This window comes from Diaphorobacter sp. (assembly GCF_050251835.1).
GTDB lineage: Bacteria > Pseudomonadota > Gammaproteobacteria > Burkholderiales > Burkholderiaceae_C > JBFXIE01.
In genome coordinates this window covers 1-13,520 of sequence record NZ_JBFWLZ010000013.1, presented here as the reverse complement: position 1 = coordinate 13,520, position 13,520 = coordinate 1, and the positions used below count along the sequence as shown (strand labels likewise).

Sequence of the window (13,520 nt, the reverse complement as noted above, 5' to 3'; positions counted from 1 at the left end):
CAACGGCAATTTGCTGATTTAGCCGGCGAGGATGTGCTCAGAACCCGGCAAGCACTGCATCCAGCGCTGCACTGATCTCATGGGAGCGGTGCGCCAAGGACAGCACGGACTGACGCAAAAGGCGTCTGTCGATCGCGGCAGCCAGGTGCGGCATCAGAGTCAAGGTTTCGCCATCAACCTTCACCAGCGGACACAGGTTCGTCGGCAAACTGACCCGGTCTGCACCCACACGAGACAGCGGCATAACCAATCGTGTGGGCAATGCGTCGATCAGGCTGCTTTGCACATCCACCACAAAAGGCACAGCCCCCCGCGTCGAGTGATTGGGGTTGGCATATACGTCAAACTGCGGCATCAGGATTGATCCCGCCAAGCCACCAGCCCTTCGCACCACAACCCCTGCGCTTCGTGGTGGGCGTTTTGCTCGGCTATCCAGTCTTTGTAGGTCTCGTTGAATTCGCGCTTGCGCTGCGCCAGAGTTTTCTTCTGCTCCAGCGCAATCAACTCTGCATAACGCGCTGCCGACACGATGACACCTGCCACACGCTCATTCTTGAGCACGTGCACTGGCTCGCGCTCAGCCTGGCTCAGGTAAAAGCCCAAACGATTCTTGGCTTCAGTGGCGGTGACTTGCATGACCTGCTCCCGGCATTTTGAATAGCCATTTTAGCCATCCAAAAGTCATGAGCCCATACGAAAACGCCAGGGCACAAAGTACCCTGGCGTTTTACCCATCTGACCCGTCTTACTGCGCCGGGGCGGGGTTGCGCAGCTTGATGTGCAACTCTCGCAGCTGCTTTTCGTCCACGGGCGACGGCGCCTGGGTCAGCAGGTCTTGCGCGCGCTGGGTCTTGGGGAAGGCAATCACGTCGCGGATCGACTCGGCGCCGGTCATCAGCGTGATCAGGCGATCCAGACCAAAGGCCAGGCCACCGTGCGGTGGTGCGCCGTACTGCAGCGCATCGAGCAGGTAGCCGAACTTGGCTTTCGCGTCCTCGGGCGTGATCTTGAGGGCGCTGAACACCTTGCTTTGCACATCGGCGCGGTGGATACGCACCGAGCCGCCGCCCAGCTCCCAGCCGTTGAGCACCATGTCGTAGGCCTTGGCCAGGCATTTGCCGGGGTCGGTGTCCATCAGGTTTTCGTGGCCGTCCTTGGGGCTGGTGAAGGGGTGGTGCACGGCCACCCAGCGGTCTTCGTCCTCGTCGTGCTCGAACATGGGGAAGTCCACCACCCACAGAGGCGCCCAGCGGTTTTCAAACAGGCCATTCTTCTTGCCAAACTCGCTGTGGCCGATCTTCAGGCGCAGCGCGCCAATGGCGTCGTTGACCACCTTTTCCTTGTCGGCACCGAAGAACAGCAGGTCGCCGTCCTGCGCACCGCTGCGCTTGAGGATTTCGGCCAGGGCCGCGTCGTGGATGTTCTTGACGATGGGCGACTGCAGCCCGTCGCGGCCCTTGGCCACCTCGTTCACGCGGATGTACGCCAGGCCCTTGGCGCCGTAAATCTTGACGAACTCGGTGTACTGATCGATCTCGCCACGGCTGATGCCGCCGTTCTCGGCCGATCCGCCGGGCACGCGCAGCGCGACCACGCGGCCACCCTTCATGTTGGCAGCGCCGGAGAACACCTTGAAGTCCACGTCCTTCATCACGTCCGTCAGCTCGGTGAATTCGAGCTTGACGCGCAGGTCGGGCTTGTCGGAGCCAAAGCGGTGCGCCGCTTCCTGGTAGGTCATGATGGGGAATTCGCCGAGTTGAACGCCCAGCTGGGTCTGGAACACCTCGGTGATCATGCGCTGGAAGATGGCGCGGATTTCTTCTTCGTTCAGGAACGAAGTTTCGCAGTCGATCTGCGTGAACTCGGGCTGGCGGTCGGCGCGCAGGTCTTCGTCGCGGAAGCACTTGGTGATCTGGTAGTAGCGGTCGTAGCCGGCCACCATCAGCATCTGCTTGTAGAGCTGGGGCGACTGGGGCAGCGCGAAGAACTGGCCGTCATGCACGCGGCTGGGCACCAGGTAGTCGCGCGCGCCTTCGGGCGTGCTCTTGCCCAGCATGGGCGTTTCGATGTCGATAAAGCCTTCCTTGTCCAGGAAGTTACGCACCTGGATGGCTGTGCGGTAGCGCAGCATCAGGTTTTTTTGCATGTAGGGGCGGCGCAGATCCAGCACGCGGTGCGTGAGGCGCGTGGTCTCCGACAGGTTGTCGTCGTCCATCTGGAACGGCGGCGTTACCGAGGGGTTGAGCACGTTGAGCTCGTGGCACAGCACCTCGATCTTGCCGCTTTTGAGGTTGTCGTTGGTCGTGCCTTCGGGACGGGCGCGCACCAGGCCCTTGATCTGCACGCAGTATTCGTTGCGGATGCCTTCTGCCACCTTGAACATCTCGGGGCGGTCGGGATCGCAGACCACCTGCACGTAGCCTTCACGGTCGCGCAGGTCGATGAAAATCACGCCGCCATGGTCGCGGCGGCGGTTCACCCAGCCGCACAGGGTCACGGATTGGCCCAGCAGGGCCTCGGTCACAAGACCACAGTATTCAGAGCGCATGGCCATTGGTTTGTCTTCCTGCGCTCTCGCGGAGCGCGACTAGAGGGTTGTTCTTCTCGCGCGCCGCCGGGCGCGCAAACTTGTTACTTGCCGGTTTCGGGGACTGCAAGACCGGGCGGTGCCACGACACCCATCGACACGATGTACTTGAGGGCGGCGTCCACGCTCATGTCCAGCTCGATGCAGTCGCTCTTGCGCACCAGCACGAAGTATCCGCCCGTGGGGTTGGGCGTGGTGGGCACATAGACGCTGACGAACTCGTCGCGCAGATAGGCGGCCACCTCACCATTGGGCGTGCCGGTGACGAAGGCCACCGTCCACACGCCTTCGCGCGGCCACTGCACCAGCACGGCCGTGCGGAACGCGTTGCCGCCTTCGGAAAACAGTGTGTCCGACACCTGCTTGACGCTGGAGTAGATGGAGCGCACCACCGGGATGCGGCTCACGGCCAGATCGCCCCATTCCACGAGCTTGCGGCCCGCGAAGTTGCTGGCCAGCGCGCCCACAGCCAGCAAGATGCTGAGCGTGAGCAGCACGCCAAAGCCAGGAATGTGAAACCCCAACAGTTTGTCGGGCTGCCAGTCCCCTGGGAGTATCTGCAGGGTCTGGTCGAGCGTGCTGACGATCCAGCTCAGCACCCAGGCGGTGATGACGCCGGGCACGATGACCAGCAAACCCGTGAAAAGCCACTTGCGCAGTGCGGACATGCGTATCCAGTTTATGTATCAGAAGTAGCCATAGCGCTTGCTGCGCCTGCGCTACTAGCTTCTTTTTTTGTAGCAGGCTCCGCGCCCGAGGACGCGTCTGCCGCAGGTGCCGCCGCTGCCGGCTGGCTGCGGCCGCTGAAGTCGGTCGCATACCAGCCCGTGCCCTTGAGCTGAAAGCCAGCGGCCGTCACCTGCTTGGTGAAGGCCCGCGCGCCACAGGCGGGGCAATCCGTCAGGGGAGCGTCGGAGATTTTCTGCAGCACATCCTTGGCGTAGCCGCAGGAGCCGCATCGGTAAGCGTAAATAGGCATTGCGAAGAGGTGCGGAAGATCGGCAAAGCCGCAGATTATAGGCACGCACCCTGCCCGCACCGGCACTGCGGGCGCAATAGCGGCGCAGCTGCCAGCACGGCCCGGATGCCCTACTCCACCCCCACCATCCGGTGATGCGAGGCATGGGTGCTGCGCACCACCTGGGGCGCCAGCGACCCAGCCACCATGCCGAAAGCGGCCGCCACCAGGCCCGCCAGCTGCTGCGGAAAGGCCTCGTGCAGCGCAGGCGTGGCCATGAAAATGACCCAGACGCCGATGCCCAGCACCACGGCGCACAGCGCGCCCTGGGTGCTGGCCCGCTTCCAGTACAAGCCGAACACCAGCGGCACGAAGGCCCCCACCAGCGGCACCTGGTAGGCAGAAGACACCAGCTCATAAATGGGAGTGCCTTCCATCTTGATGGAATAGGCCAGCACGGCCACCGCAAACACCAGCACGCTGATGCGCATGGTCAGCAGATTCTCGCGGTCGCTGATGTTTTCGGGGCGGAACTGGCGCCAGATGTTTTCGGTAAAGGTCACGCTGGGGGCCAGCAGCGTGGCCGACGCGCACGACTTGATGGCCGACAGCAGCGCACCGAAGAACAGCACCTGCATGACCACCGGCATGCGCTCCATGACCAGCGTGGGCAGCACCTTCTGCGGGTCTTGCGCCAGCAGCGCGGTGGCCTCCTGCGGCATGATGATCAGCGCGCTGGTCACCAGGAACATGGGTACGAAGGCAAAGATGATGTAGGCAGTGCCGCCGATAATGGTGCCGCGCGTGGCCGATTTCTCGCTGTCGGCCGACATCACGCGCTGGAACACGTCCTGCTGCGGAATCGAGCCCAGCATCATGGTGATGGCCGCGCCAAAGAAGAAGATGATTTCATGCCAGGACGGCTCAGGCCAGAACCGGAACATGTCGCGGCTGGTGGCCAGCTCGATCACCTTGCCCGCGCCGCCCGCCATGTCGCTGGCAAACCAGGCCAGCACCAGCAGGCCCACCACCAGGATGATCATCTGGACGAAGTCTGTCACGGCCACCGACCACATGCCCCCCCACAGTGTGTAGATCAGGATGGACAGCACGCCGATGACCATCCCCCAGGCGATGCTGACTGCGCCGCCCGACAGCAGGTGAAACACCAGCCCCAGCGCAGTGACCTGCGCCGACACCCAGCCCAGGTAGCTGAGCATGATGATGATCGAGCAGATGATCTCCACAGCGCGGCCATAGCGCTCGCGGTAATAGTCGCTGATGGTCAGCAGCGTCATGCGGTAGAGCTTGGCCGCGAAGAACAGCCCCACCAGAATCAGGCACATGCCCGCACCGAAGGGGTCTTCGACGACGGCACGCAGGCCACCCTCGATGAATTTGGCGGGCACGCCCAGCACGATCTCTGAGCCGAACCACGTCGCAAACGTGGTGGTGATGATCATGTACATGGGCAGATGGCGCCCCGCAATCGCAAAATCGGCCGTGTTCTTCACCCGCTGGGCGGCCCACAGGCCGATGCCAATGGTGACGAACAGGTAAGCAATCACCATGAAGAGCAACACGCTGGCACTCCTGACGAATTGATAGAGGGAACGGAGGTGGGGATCAGAACAATCGGACGCGCACGATCAGCTGCATGGCCAGCAGCCCCAGCACAAAGCCCAGACCGCCGTACAGCAGGCTTTGCAGCAGCCGGTTGGTGCGCTTTTGCGCCGCCAGCAGCTCCTGCAGCTCGGCACGGTTGTCACGCGGCTTGTGGCGCAAGTAGTCGTGCAGCAGGCGCGGCAGATCAGGCAGTATCTTGGCGTATTGCGGGGCCTCGGCGCGCAGCTCGCGCCACAGGCGCGGTGGGCCCAGTTGCTCAAGCATCCATTTCTCCAAGAACGGCTTGGCCGTGCTCCAGAGATCCAGCTCGGGATCGAGCTGGCGCCCCAGGCCCTCGATGTTGAGCAGGGTCTTTTGCAGCAACACCAGCTGCGGCTGTATCTCCACCTGAAAGCGGCGCGAGGTCTGGAACAGGCGCAGCAGCACCATGCCCAGCGAGATTTCTTTCAGCGGACGGTCGAAGTACGGCTCGCACACGGTGCGGATGGCCGCCTCCAGGTCGTTGACGCGCGTGCTGGCCGGTACCCAGCCGCTTTCGATGTGTAGTTCTGCCACGCGCTTGTAGTCGCGCCGGAAGAACGCCACGAAGTTCTGCGCCAGGTATTCCTTGTCAACTTCAGTCAGCGTGCCCACGATGCCGAAGTCCAGCGAAATGTAGCGGCCAAAGTTGGCAGGCTCCAGACTCACCTGGATGTTGCCCGGATGCATGTCGGCATGGAAAAAACCGTCGCGAAAGACCTGCGTGAAAAAGATCGTGACCCCGTCGCGCGCCAGCTTGGGGATGTCCACACCTGCCGCACGCAGTCGATCCACCTGGTTGATGGGCACGCCCTTCATGCGCTCCATGACGAAGACCTCGGCGTGGCTGAGCTCCCAGAACACCTCGGGGATGAGCACCAGGTCCAGCCCCTCCATGTTGCGGCGCAGTTGCGCGGCGTTGGCTGCCTCGCGCACCAGATCCAGCTCGTCGTGCAGGTAGGTGTCGAACTCGGCCACCACCTCGCGCGGCTTGAGGCGCTTGCCGTCGGACGACAGGCTCTCCACCCAGCCGGCCATCATGCGCAGCAGCGCCACGTCCTTGTCGATTACCGGCAGCATGCCCGGGCGCAGCACCTTGACCGCCACCTCGCGCTCGCGCCCGGCGCGGTCACGCACCACGGCAAAGTGCACCTGGGCAATGGAGGCGCTGGCCACGGGAACCCGGTCGAACGACACGAAGATCTCGCCAATCGACCGGCGAAACGCGCGCTCAATGGTGGCCACCGCAATGTCGGAGTCGAACGGCGGAACGCGGTCTTGCAGCAGGGCCAGCTCATCGGCAATGTCAGGGGGCAGCAGATCGCGCCGCGTGGACAGCACCTGGCCAAACTTGACGAAGATGGGGCCCAGGCTTTCCAGAGCCTCGCGCAGTCGCTGGCCGCGGGGCGCATCCAACCGGCGCCCGATGGTGATCACGCGGGTGAGGCCGCGCAGCCACGGATGGCGAAAGTTGGACAGCAGCAGCTCATCCAGCCCATGGCGCAGCACCACCCAGATGATGGTGGCGCCCCGCAGAAGGCGGCTCATGACGACGAGCGGTCTGTAGCGTTGCCCTGGCCCTGCGCGTGCGGCTCGCAGCCCAGGCCACCCATGCTGCCCAGACGCCCGCCCACAAAGCGGCGCAATGCGTCGGCCAGACGTGCAGCCACGCCAGCCAAGACCCGCGCGGGCGCATCGCCGATCACGCGGGCCAGATCTTCCTCGGCATCCCAGCGCACATGATCCACCAGCCAGTTGATGTCGGCCGCCAGCTGCACATCACCCTCGATGCGAATGGCAGGCCTGTCGCCACGCAAGGCGCCCTGGGCCAGCGACAGCGGAGAGGTTTCGGACACCTCCAGCCGCAAATCGGGCGCGGCGCCTTCGGGTGCCAGATCGAACAGCCCCGCCGGCGTGACGCGCAGCGCCATGGTGAACACACGCCACTGCACCAGCGCAATGCGGTCACGCTGGCGCGCAAGGCGATCCATGGCTTCTCGTTCCTGCATGAGCACATGATTGAGAAACAGCACCACGCGGTGCTGCAGTTCATGCACCAGCCATGCTGGAGGCTGCGAACCGGCCACGATGCGCTCGAAGAGCCCGTCCAGGAGAGAGAAGGGAAATTGTGTTGACATAGCCCGCGATTATTCCCCGAACCGTGCACCCGGCCGCAGGCTTTTTGGCCGCGCGCCACACTTGCCAGGCGGCTCCATTGCTTACTGCAGCGCTTGTACGCCGGCCACCAGCCAGCCGCTGGCACCATTCTTGGGCTTGGTCATGTTCCAGACTTCGCGGAAGGGGCTGGGGCCGGCAGAAGGCTCCTCGCGGATCATGCCGGAGAACTCCACGCTGGCCAGATAGCCGTCGTCCATCTCTTCGATACCCAGCAGCTGCGCTTCCAGCATGACCACGTCGGTCTGGTTGGGCTGCTCGGCGCCGCGGTGCGACTCGCGCTCGCTCAACTGGGTGCGGATCTCGTCGAGCATGCCGTCGGTCATCATGGAACGCAGCGTGGCGATGTCGGAGCGATCCCATGCCGCCTGCAGCGTGGTGAAGTTGCGCTTGGCCGCAGCCAGAAAGCCGTCGGTGTCGAAATCAGCAGGCACACCCCAATTTTGCGAGCCAGACAAAGCCGAGCCGATCAGGCTGGCGGAGCCCTCGGCGGCAGCGGGCGCCTGAAAGGCCATGCCGCCGCGCTCCCACGGGCGGGCCGATGCGTCGTTACCCACCTTGTCGGGACTATATTGCCGCGGCACCTGCGCCTGCGACGGCGTGCCAGCACCCGCCCCCTGGAAGGCGAACGGCGCACCGCCCGACTGGGCCGCGGCGGATTTGCGCGAGCGCATGATCATGCCGATCACGGCCATGACGACCAGCGCCAGCAACGCCAGCATCAGAAACTGACCGAACTCTGCGCCCAGACCCAGCGAGCTGGCCAGCCACGCCAGGCCCAGACCCGCAGCCAGGCCGCCGAGCATGGCGCCCCATGGCTTCTTGGGCGCTGCGGCGGCAGCGTTGGGAGCAGCCGCGGGCTTGGCAGCCGCAGTGCTGTTGGTTGCGCTCTGCGCGGGTGCGCCAGGAGCTGCAGGAGGCGTTGCCGCCTCGCGCTGAGTCACATTGCTGGACTGCTTGCCGATGGATTTGCCACCACCCATGCGCTTGGCATCGGCATCCAGATGCACAACCGCCAGCATGGCGACCAGAACCACAGACCACAGTTTCATGATGTCTTCTCCAGGAGATTGATAGCGTTCGACCGACAGATCCGGCCATTAACTCGGCAATTATTTCGGCAATTACTCAGCACTTGATTCCAACATGCAAGGCCACGATGCCGCCAGTCATGTTGTGATAGTCCACATGCCCAAAGCCACTTTGCTGCATGAGGGATTTGAGTTCTTCCTGCCCCGGATGCATGCGGATCGACTCGGCCAGGTAGCGGTAGCTGGCGTCGTCGCCCGCCACCAGCTTGCCCAGGCGCGGCAGCACCTGGAACGAATACCAGTCGTAGGCCTTTTCCAGCGGCTTGGCTATGCGGGAAAACTCCAGCACCAGCAGCCGCCCGCGCGGCTTGAGCACGCGGCACATCTCGCGCAGCGCCGCATCCTTGTGCGTCATGTTGCGCAGGCCAAAGGCCACGCTGACCAGATCAAAGTGGTCATCGGGAAAGGGCAGGTGCTCGGCATCGCACACCGCCGTGGGCAGCACCACGCCCTGGTTGATAAGCCGCTCGCGCCCCACGCGCAGCATGGCTTCATTGATGTCGGTGTGCACCACGCGGCCGGTGCTGCCAACCTTTTTGGCAAACGCCAGCGACAGGTCGCCCGTGCCGCCCGCAATGTCCAGCACCTGGTCGCCCTCGCGCAGGTTGGCCACCATCACGGTGTAGGCCTTCCAGGCGCGGTGCAGCCCGCCTGACATCAGGTCGTTCATGACGTCGTACTTGGAGGCCACCGAATCAAACACGCTGCGCACGTGGCGCGCCTTGTCTTCTTCTGCAACCGACTGAAATCCGAAATGCGTGGTACTCATGATGTGATGCTAAGCAGCCGCTGGGCATGCGTACAGCGGCAACCCCGCGCAAGCATGGGGCATGTGTGGCTATTTGGTGAAAGAAAAAAGACGAGCAGGGACGGTTGCAGGCATCAATGCCCGCCGCAACCCTGCCCGCTGGCAGGCTTTGGCGCCATGGGCGCGTCGCGGTCAACACCCGCGGCCGCCAGTCGCTCGGCATATTCGGCCCACAGTGCCTGCTCGTTGCGGCCCAGCTCGTACAGGTAGTCCCACGAAAAAATACCGCTGTCGTGGCCATCAGAGAACGTGGGCTGCACCGCGTAGTTGCCCACCGGCGCCAACCCCACCAGCGTGACATCGCGCTTGCCGGTTTGCAGCACCTCCTGCCCCGGGCCGTGGCCCTGCACCTCGGCCGAGGGTGAGTACACGCGCATCAGCTCGAAGGGGATGCGAAAGTGCGCACCATCAGAAAAAACCACCTCCAGCACGCGCGATTGCTCATGCACCGTGATGGACTGGGGCGCAGGCGCGCCCGTTTTCAGACCTGCCATGGAGATACCCTGTGAGAAAAAATGTGGGTCAAACTGCAGGCGATTGTCCCACCCGTTGCGCGGCCAATGGCGCAGCCCGTGGGGCGCGACCTTGCCGCGCCAAGGGCTACAGCGCATCCAGCGGGCTGAGCACGCCGCGCCCGCCTTTGTTGAGCACATGCGTGTAAATCATGGTGGTGCTCACATCGGCATGGCCCAGCAGCTCCTGCACCGTGCGGATGTCATAGCCAGCTTGCAACAAATGCGTGGCGAATGAATGGCGCAACACATGCGGACTCACCGGCTTGTCGATCTGCGCCAGCCTGGCCGCCTCGCGCACCGCGCGCTGCACCGACTCGGGATACACATGGTGGCGCCGCTCCAGCAAAACGCCTGTCACAGCGTCGGGGCGCGGATCAACGGAGCGCACTGGCGACGGAAACACCCATTGCCAAGCCCAGCTGCGATCCGCATTGGCGTACTTCACCGCTAGCGCGTGCGGCAAATGCACACGGCCAAAACCCGCCTCCACATCCTTTTCGTGCAGCGCCCGCGCCTTTTGCAATTGATGCTGCAAAGGGCCGATCAGGTTTTCGGGCAGCACGGTGATGCGGTCTTTATTCCCTTTGCCTTCGCGAATCACAATTTCGCGCCGGGCAAACTCCACGTCCTTGACGCGCAGGCGCAGCGCCTCTAGCAAACGCATACCCGTGCCATACAACAACTGCGCAATCAGCCCGGTCGTGCCTTGCATGTGCAGCAGCAAAGTGCGCACCTCGGTCGCAGTCAGCACCACCGGCAGACGCCTGGACGCCTTGGCCTGCACTACATCGTCCAGCCAGGGCAAATCCACACCCAACACCTGTTTGTACAAATACAAAATCGCCGCCTTGGCCTGATTCTGGGTCGATGCAGACACCTGGCGTTGCACAGCCAGATGCGTCAAAAAAGCCTCCACCTCCGCCACGCCCATCTCTTGCGGATGCCGCTTGCCGTGAAACAAGATAAAGCGCCGCGCCCAATCGACATACGCCGTCTCGGTACGAATGCTGTAATGGCGCGTGCGCAGATGATCACGCAAACGATCCAATAGTTTGGGCGCCGGGGCGGCACCCGGCACGGCAGATGCGGTGGATGCAGCACTATAGGGAGATGATGTCATCCGGAAAATTTTAGGTTTGCCTAAACGGCATCAGCTGGGTAGTATCCCTATGTACTGGTGGATACATCTTGTTTTGGCAGATCAGCTTGCTTACGATGGCTGCCGTCTAAATCTAGTTAGGCAATACATGATTCAACCGCCAACACTCATTGGTAGATGTAGTGCGTTACCAAAGGCATCTGCGGCCCCCAAAGAACTAGATGCATTGCAACTCACAACTGCAGATGGCCGCAGAGTCAAAGTATCGCTCCTTCGATGGGAAACGGCAGACTTCTCAATCGAATCAACCGAACCGAGCAACGGTTGGTTCCTGACAATAGCAATGCAATTCAACGAGATAACGCACCACCTCCACCAATACCGCTCTATATTCTTCACCAATATCAATACCTGCGATTTGCGGCCGGTCTCTTCAAGTTCCGTCAAAGCCAAGGGGCACCCTAAACCAGACTGGAAGAGAAAGTCAGACCGGTGGTGGCCGGCGATGCACGGACAACCTCTTCCATTTCTTGGCCAGTTTTTAGCATGCGGCCACGTGTGCTACTTATTCTCTAGCGACATCAATAACTTAGTAGCGGCATACGTTGATTTTCTTGACGTCCAGGACGTTGAAGACCACTACGATGAAGAAGTTCGGAGAAACGCCTAACATGGCAGTCAACCGGACACCCAAATGCTGCGCATTTGGGTCCCCTTCGCTAGCGCTCCGGTGCCGGTTACTTCTACGTTAGACTTTTGGGCGGCGCGAATCTTGCTGCCCAAAGGCTTGCATTTACGGAGCAAAAAATGAGCACTCACCGCGTGTATAAGTCCCATGAATTCATGCAGCCAGCCGAGAAAGAACCAATACGGTCTGTTGTTGTTGAATCTTCGCATTCAGTTATCGTGGCTTGGCATGTGGAGCCCGGCCAAACTATTGCGCCACATATTCACCCCGACGGACAAGATACATGGACCATCCTTTCAGGGGAAGGTCAATATCAAATTGACGAGCAAGGCAACACCGTTGCAATTGTTCCGGGGGATATCGTAGTTGCAAACAAAGGGCAGGTGCACGGTGTTCTTTGCACCAGCGTTGGCCCACTTCGGTTCATTTCAGTGGTTGCGCCTTTGGATGCTGGTTATGAACCGCTATCAGCAAAAACATAGGGGATATCAAGTGCAACAAGCTGCCTCCGCTCCCCAGCCTAACTGTTTGGTCAAGCTGACGCCAACAGGCTCCGCCTGTTGGTACCCTCCGCTTCGCTCCGGCGCAGCTTACCGCGGGCGTTAGTCCCTTCATATTCCCGCTTTATGCAGGCCGCTATTTATTCCAGCGCTTCGCATGTCTCAAAGGCTTTCCAAGCCTTTTTGGCCGCCAGCGCTTGCCAGCCAAGCGCCACCAGCTATCCTTCTTGCAGCGCTGCGCCGCTTTCGTGGCCCAGCGGTTTTTCGTGGGCCGCGCCCTTCTTCAAGGCAGGGCGTTCCCTTTTGGCCTTCGGGTCTAACTCTGCGGTCAAGCGGACCCGCATTCTGCGGGCCGCTTACCTTGGCCGTTAGGCCCTCCATACTCCCGCTTTATGCAGGCCCCCATTTATTCCAGCGCTTCGCCTTTCTCAAGCGTTTATCCGTTGGGGGTTTTGCCGTGTGGTGGGCTTCGCCTGGGGCTTGTGCGCTTTTTCAAGCCTTTTAGGCCGCTAGCCCTTGTGCAGCAAGCGCTAGTAGCTATCATTTTGCAAGCGCTGCGCCGCCTCCGTGGCGCAGCGCTTTTTCGCAGTGTGCGCCCGTCGTCAACCTGGGGTTTCCCGTTTTGGCCTCTGGGTCTAACTGTGCAGTCAAGCCGACCCGCCTTCGGCGGGCGGCTTACTTTCGTTCGTTAGTCCCATCACCCGCTTTATGCGCACAGCCACTTATTCCAGCGCTCGGCCCTATTCCAGGGGCTTTGAAGCCTTTTTGGCCTCCAGCGCTTTTGCAGCAAGCGCCACCAGCTATCATTCTTGCAGCGCTGCGCCGCTTTCGTGGCCCAGCGCTTTTTCGTGGGCTGCGCCCTTGTTCAAGTCCGGGCGCTCCCTTTTGGCTTTCGGGTCTAACCCGGCGTTCAAGCCGACCCGCCTACGGCGGGCGGCTTACCTTGGGCGTTAGTCCCACCACTTGCAACTCCATCACATAGAAAATTGAAATGATGAAAACAATAATTTCCACAGTGACCGTACTTTTAATTACTGGATGCGCGTCCGGATATTCAACCCACTACACTCCAGCAACTGGAGCAACGCCGGAAGCCATTTCAGCCAACCGTGCCGCGCCACCTCCGGAAATGCCACACCTGGAACATTCCACCCAAAAAAATGGCGATGCAATTGCATCGGAGTATGGAAAACAAGGGTACTCAGTAATAGGTTATTCATTTTTCAATTCCGGGCGGGGTGAGTCTGAGGAAAATGCTCTACAACAGGGTAAGAAAGTGGGAGCAGATCTTGTAGTTATTCTTAATCCCAAATATACTGGATCAATTACTAAGGATGGTGTTCAAAACTCTGCCGCTGGCGCTGTCTGAAGTACGGCGCCGCGCCTGACAATACGCTCATGAAGCAACAAGACCTCGGCCTGAATCTGAGCAAGCGACGCACGCGCAAAGCGGTA

16 protein-coding genes and 1 pseudogene are annotated in these 13,520 nt (G+C 61.5%); 5 read left to right on the top strand and 12 right to left on the bottom strand.

What is annotated here, in order from left to right:
- Window positions 1–37: 37 nt before the first annotated feature.
- The 12 genes from AB7E35_RS06560 to AB7E35_RS06505 form a co-directional block, all read right to left on the bottom strand.
- Window positions 38–355 carry a CcdB family protein gene (locus AB7E35_RS06560; protein WP_428162741.1) on the bottom strand — a complete coding sequence of 106 codons (318 nt, stop codon included), beginning with the start codon at window positions 353–355 and terminating at the stop codon, window positions 38–40.
- On the bottom strand, window positions 355–636 hold the full coding sequence (locus AB7E35_RS06555; RefSeq protein WP_428162740.1) for a type II toxin-antitoxin system prevent-host-death family antitoxin: 282 nt from the start codon (window positions 634–636) through the stop codon (window positions 355–357). Before AB7E35_RS06555 ends, AB7E35_RS06560 begins: the two co-directional genes overlap by 1 nt.
- 109 nt (window positions 637–745) lie before the next feature.
- Window positions 746–2,554 (bottom strand): aspartate--tRNA ligase, encoded by a 1,809-nt coding sequence (aspS, locus tag AB7E35_RS06550; RefSeq protein WP_428162739.1) that lies wholly within the window; start codon window positions 2,552–2,554, stop codon window positions 746–748.
- A 77-nt stretch (window positions 2,555–2,631) separates the two neighbouring features.
- On the bottom strand, window positions 2,632–3,255 hold the full coding sequence (locus AB7E35_RS06545; RefSeq protein ID WP_428162738.1) for a DUF502 domain-containing protein: 624 nt from the start codon (window positions 3,253–3,255) through the stop codon (window positions 2,632–2,634).
- Window positions 3,256–3,266: 11 nt separating this feature from the next.
- A complete protein-coding gene (locus tag AB7E35_RS06540) occupies window positions 3,267–3,566 on the bottom strand; it encodes an FmdB family zinc ribbon protein (RefSeq protein WP_428162737.1) in 300 nt (99 codons plus the stop codon).
- A gap of 110 nt (window positions 3,567–3,676) precedes the next feature.
- Window positions 3,677–5,128: a sodium:solute symporter family protein gene (locus AB7E35_RS06535; protein ID WP_428167266.1), complete on the bottom strand. Its 1,452-nt coding sequence runs from the start codon at window positions 5,126–5,128 to the stop codon at window positions 3,677–3,679.
- A 43-nt stretch (window positions 5,129–5,171) separates the two neighbouring features.
- A complete protein-coding gene (gene ubiB, locus AB7E35_RS06530) occupies window positions 5,172–6,737 on the bottom strand; it encodes a ubiquinone biosynthesis regulatory protein kinase UbiB (RefSeq protein ID WP_428167265.1) in 1,566 nt (521 codons plus the stop codon).
- A complete protein-coding gene (locus AB7E35_RS06525) occupies window positions 6,734–7,327 on the bottom strand; it encodes a hypothetical protein (protein ID WP_428167264.1) in 594 nt (197 codons plus the stop codon). The genes ubiB and AB7E35_RS06525 overlap by 4 nt, the downstream gene beginning before the upstream one ends.
- Before the next feature lie 81 nt (window positions 7,328–7,408).
- Window positions 7,409–8,419 carry a Tim44 domain-containing protein gene (locus AB7E35_RS06520; RefSeq protein WP_428167287.1) on the bottom strand — a complete coding sequence of 337 codons (1,011 nt, stop codon included), beginning with the start codon at window positions 8,417–8,419 and terminating at the stop codon, window positions 7,409–7,411.
- A 73-nt stretch (window positions 8,420–8,492) separates the two neighbouring features.
- Entirely contained in the window at window positions 8,493–9,224 is a 732-nt protein-coding gene (gene ubiE, locus AB7E35_RS06515) for a bifunctional demethylmenaquinone methyltransferase/2-methoxy-6-polyprenyl-1,4-benzoquinol methylase UbiE (RefSeq protein ID WP_428167263.1), read from the bottom strand.
- A gap of 113 nt (window positions 9,225–9,337) precedes the next feature.
- Window positions 9,338–9,757 (bottom strand): gamma-butyrobetaine hydroxylase-like domain-containing protein, encoded by a 420-nt coding sequence (locus AB7E35_RS06510; protein WP_428167262.1) that lies wholly within the window; start codon window positions 9,755–9,757, stop codon window positions 9,338–9,340.
- A 106-nt stretch (window positions 9,758–9,863) separates the two neighbouring features.
- A complete protein-coding gene (locus AB7E35_RS06505) occupies window positions 9,864–10,898 on the bottom strand; it encodes an integron integrase (RefSeq protein ID WP_428167261.1) in 1,035 nt (344 codons plus the stop codon).
- A 786-nt stretch (window positions 10,899–11,684) separates the two neighbouring features.
- Here AB7E35_RS06505 and AB7E35_RS06500 point away from each other — a divergent pair.
- The 5 genes and pseudogenes from AB7E35_RS06500 to AB7E35_RS06480 all read left to right on the top strand — a co-directional run bounded on the left by AB7E35_RS06500 (window position 11,685) and on the right by AB7E35_RS06480 (window position 13,434).
- Window positions 11,685–12,047, top strand: coding sequence for a cupin domain-containing protein (locus AB7E35_RS06500; RefSeq protein ID WP_013722854.1), 363 nt, complete (start codon window positions 11,685–11,687; stop codon window positions 12,045–12,047).
- Window positions 12,048–12,191: 144 nt separating this feature from the next.
- Window positions 12,192–12,437, top strand: coding sequence for a DUF1010 domain-containing protein (locus AB7E35_RS06495; RefSeq protein WP_428167260.1), 246 nt, complete (start codon window positions 12,192–12,194; stop codon window positions 12,435–12,437).
- Between the two features lie 145 nt (window positions 12,438–12,582).
- Window positions 12,583–12,738, top strand: a pseudogene (locus AB7E35_RS06490) (DUF1010 domain-containing protein); the annotation flags it as partial.
- A 35-nt stretch (window positions 12,739–12,773) separates the two neighbouring features.
- The gene (locus AB7E35_RS06485; RefSeq protein WP_142081022.1) at window positions 12,774–13,019 is read left to right on the top strand and encodes a DUF1010 domain-containing protein; all 246 of its coding nucleotides are present in this window, start codon (window positions 12,774–12,776) and stop codon (window positions 13,017–13,019) included.
- 37 nt (window positions 13,020–13,056) lie between these two features.
- Window positions 13,057–13,434 (top strand): hypothetical protein, encoded by a 378-nt coding sequence (locus tag AB7E35_RS06480; RefSeq protein ID WP_428167259.1) that lies wholly within the window; start codon window positions 13,057–13,059, stop codon window positions 13,432–13,434.
- Window positions 13,435–13,520 lie beyond the last annotated feature (86 nt).

What these genes read in the sequence shown, in the direction of transcription:
- AB7E35_RS06560 (WP_428162741.1), bottom strand. Translation starts at nt 355, where the DNA reads ATGCCGCAGTTTGACGTATATGCCAACCCCAATCACTCGACGCGGGGG.
- AB7E35_RS06555 (WP_428162740.1), bottom strand. Translation starts at nt 636, where the DNA reads ATGCAAGTCACCGCCACTGAAGCCAAGAATCGTTTGGGCTTTTACCTG.
- aspS (WP_428162739.1), bottom strand. Translation starts at nt 2,554, where the DNA reads ATGGCCATGCGCTCTGAATACTGTGGTCTTGTGACCGAGGCCCTGCTG.
- AB7E35_RS06545 (WP_428162738.1), bottom strand. Translation starts at nt 3,255, where the DNA reads ATGTCCGCACTGCGCAAGTGGCTTTTCACGGGTTTGCTGGTCATCGTG.
- AB7E35_RS06540 (WP_428162737.1), bottom strand. Translation starts at nt 3,566, where the DNA reads ATGCCTATTTACGCTTACCGATGCGGCTCCTGCGGCTACGCCAAGGAT.
- ubiB (WP_428167265.1), bottom strand. Translation starts at nt 6,737, where the DNA reads ATGAGCCGCCTTCTGCGGGGCGCCACCATCATCTGGGTGGTGCTGCGC.
- AB7E35_RS06525 (WP_428167264.1), bottom strand. Translation starts at nt 7,327, where the DNA reads ATGTCAACACAATTTCCCTTCTCTCTCCTGGACGGGCTCTTCGAGCGC.
- ubiE (WP_428167263.1), bottom strand. Translation starts at nt 9,224, where the DNA reads ATGAGTACCACGCATTTCGGATTTCAGTCGGTTGCAGAAGAAGACAAG.
- AB7E35_RS06510 (WP_428167262.1), bottom strand. Translation starts at nt 9,757, where the DNA reads ATGGCAGGTCTGAAAACGGGCGCGCCTGCGCCCCAGTCCATCACGGTG.
- AB7E35_RS06505 (WP_428167261.1), bottom strand. Translation starts at nt 10,898, where the DNA reads ATGACATCATCTCCCTATAGTGCTGCATCCACCGCATCTGCCGTGCCG.
- AB7E35_RS06500 (WP_013722854.1), top strand. Translation starts at nt 11,685, where the DNA reads ATGAGCACTCACCGCGTGTATAAGTCCCATGAATTCATGCAGCCAGCC.
- AB7E35_RS06495 (WP_428167260.1), top strand. Translation starts at nt 12,192, where the DNA reads ATGCAGGCCGCTATTTATTCCAGCGCTTCGCATGTCTCAAAGGCTTTC.
- AB7E35_RS06485 (WP_142081022.1), top strand. Translation starts at nt 12,774, where the DNA reads ATGCGCACAGCCACTTATTCCAGCGCTCGGCCCTATTCCAGGGGCTTT.
- AB7E35_RS06480 (WP_428167259.1), top strand. Translation starts at nt 13,057, where the DNA reads ATGATGAAAACAATAATTTCCACAGTGACCGTACTTTTAATTACTGGA.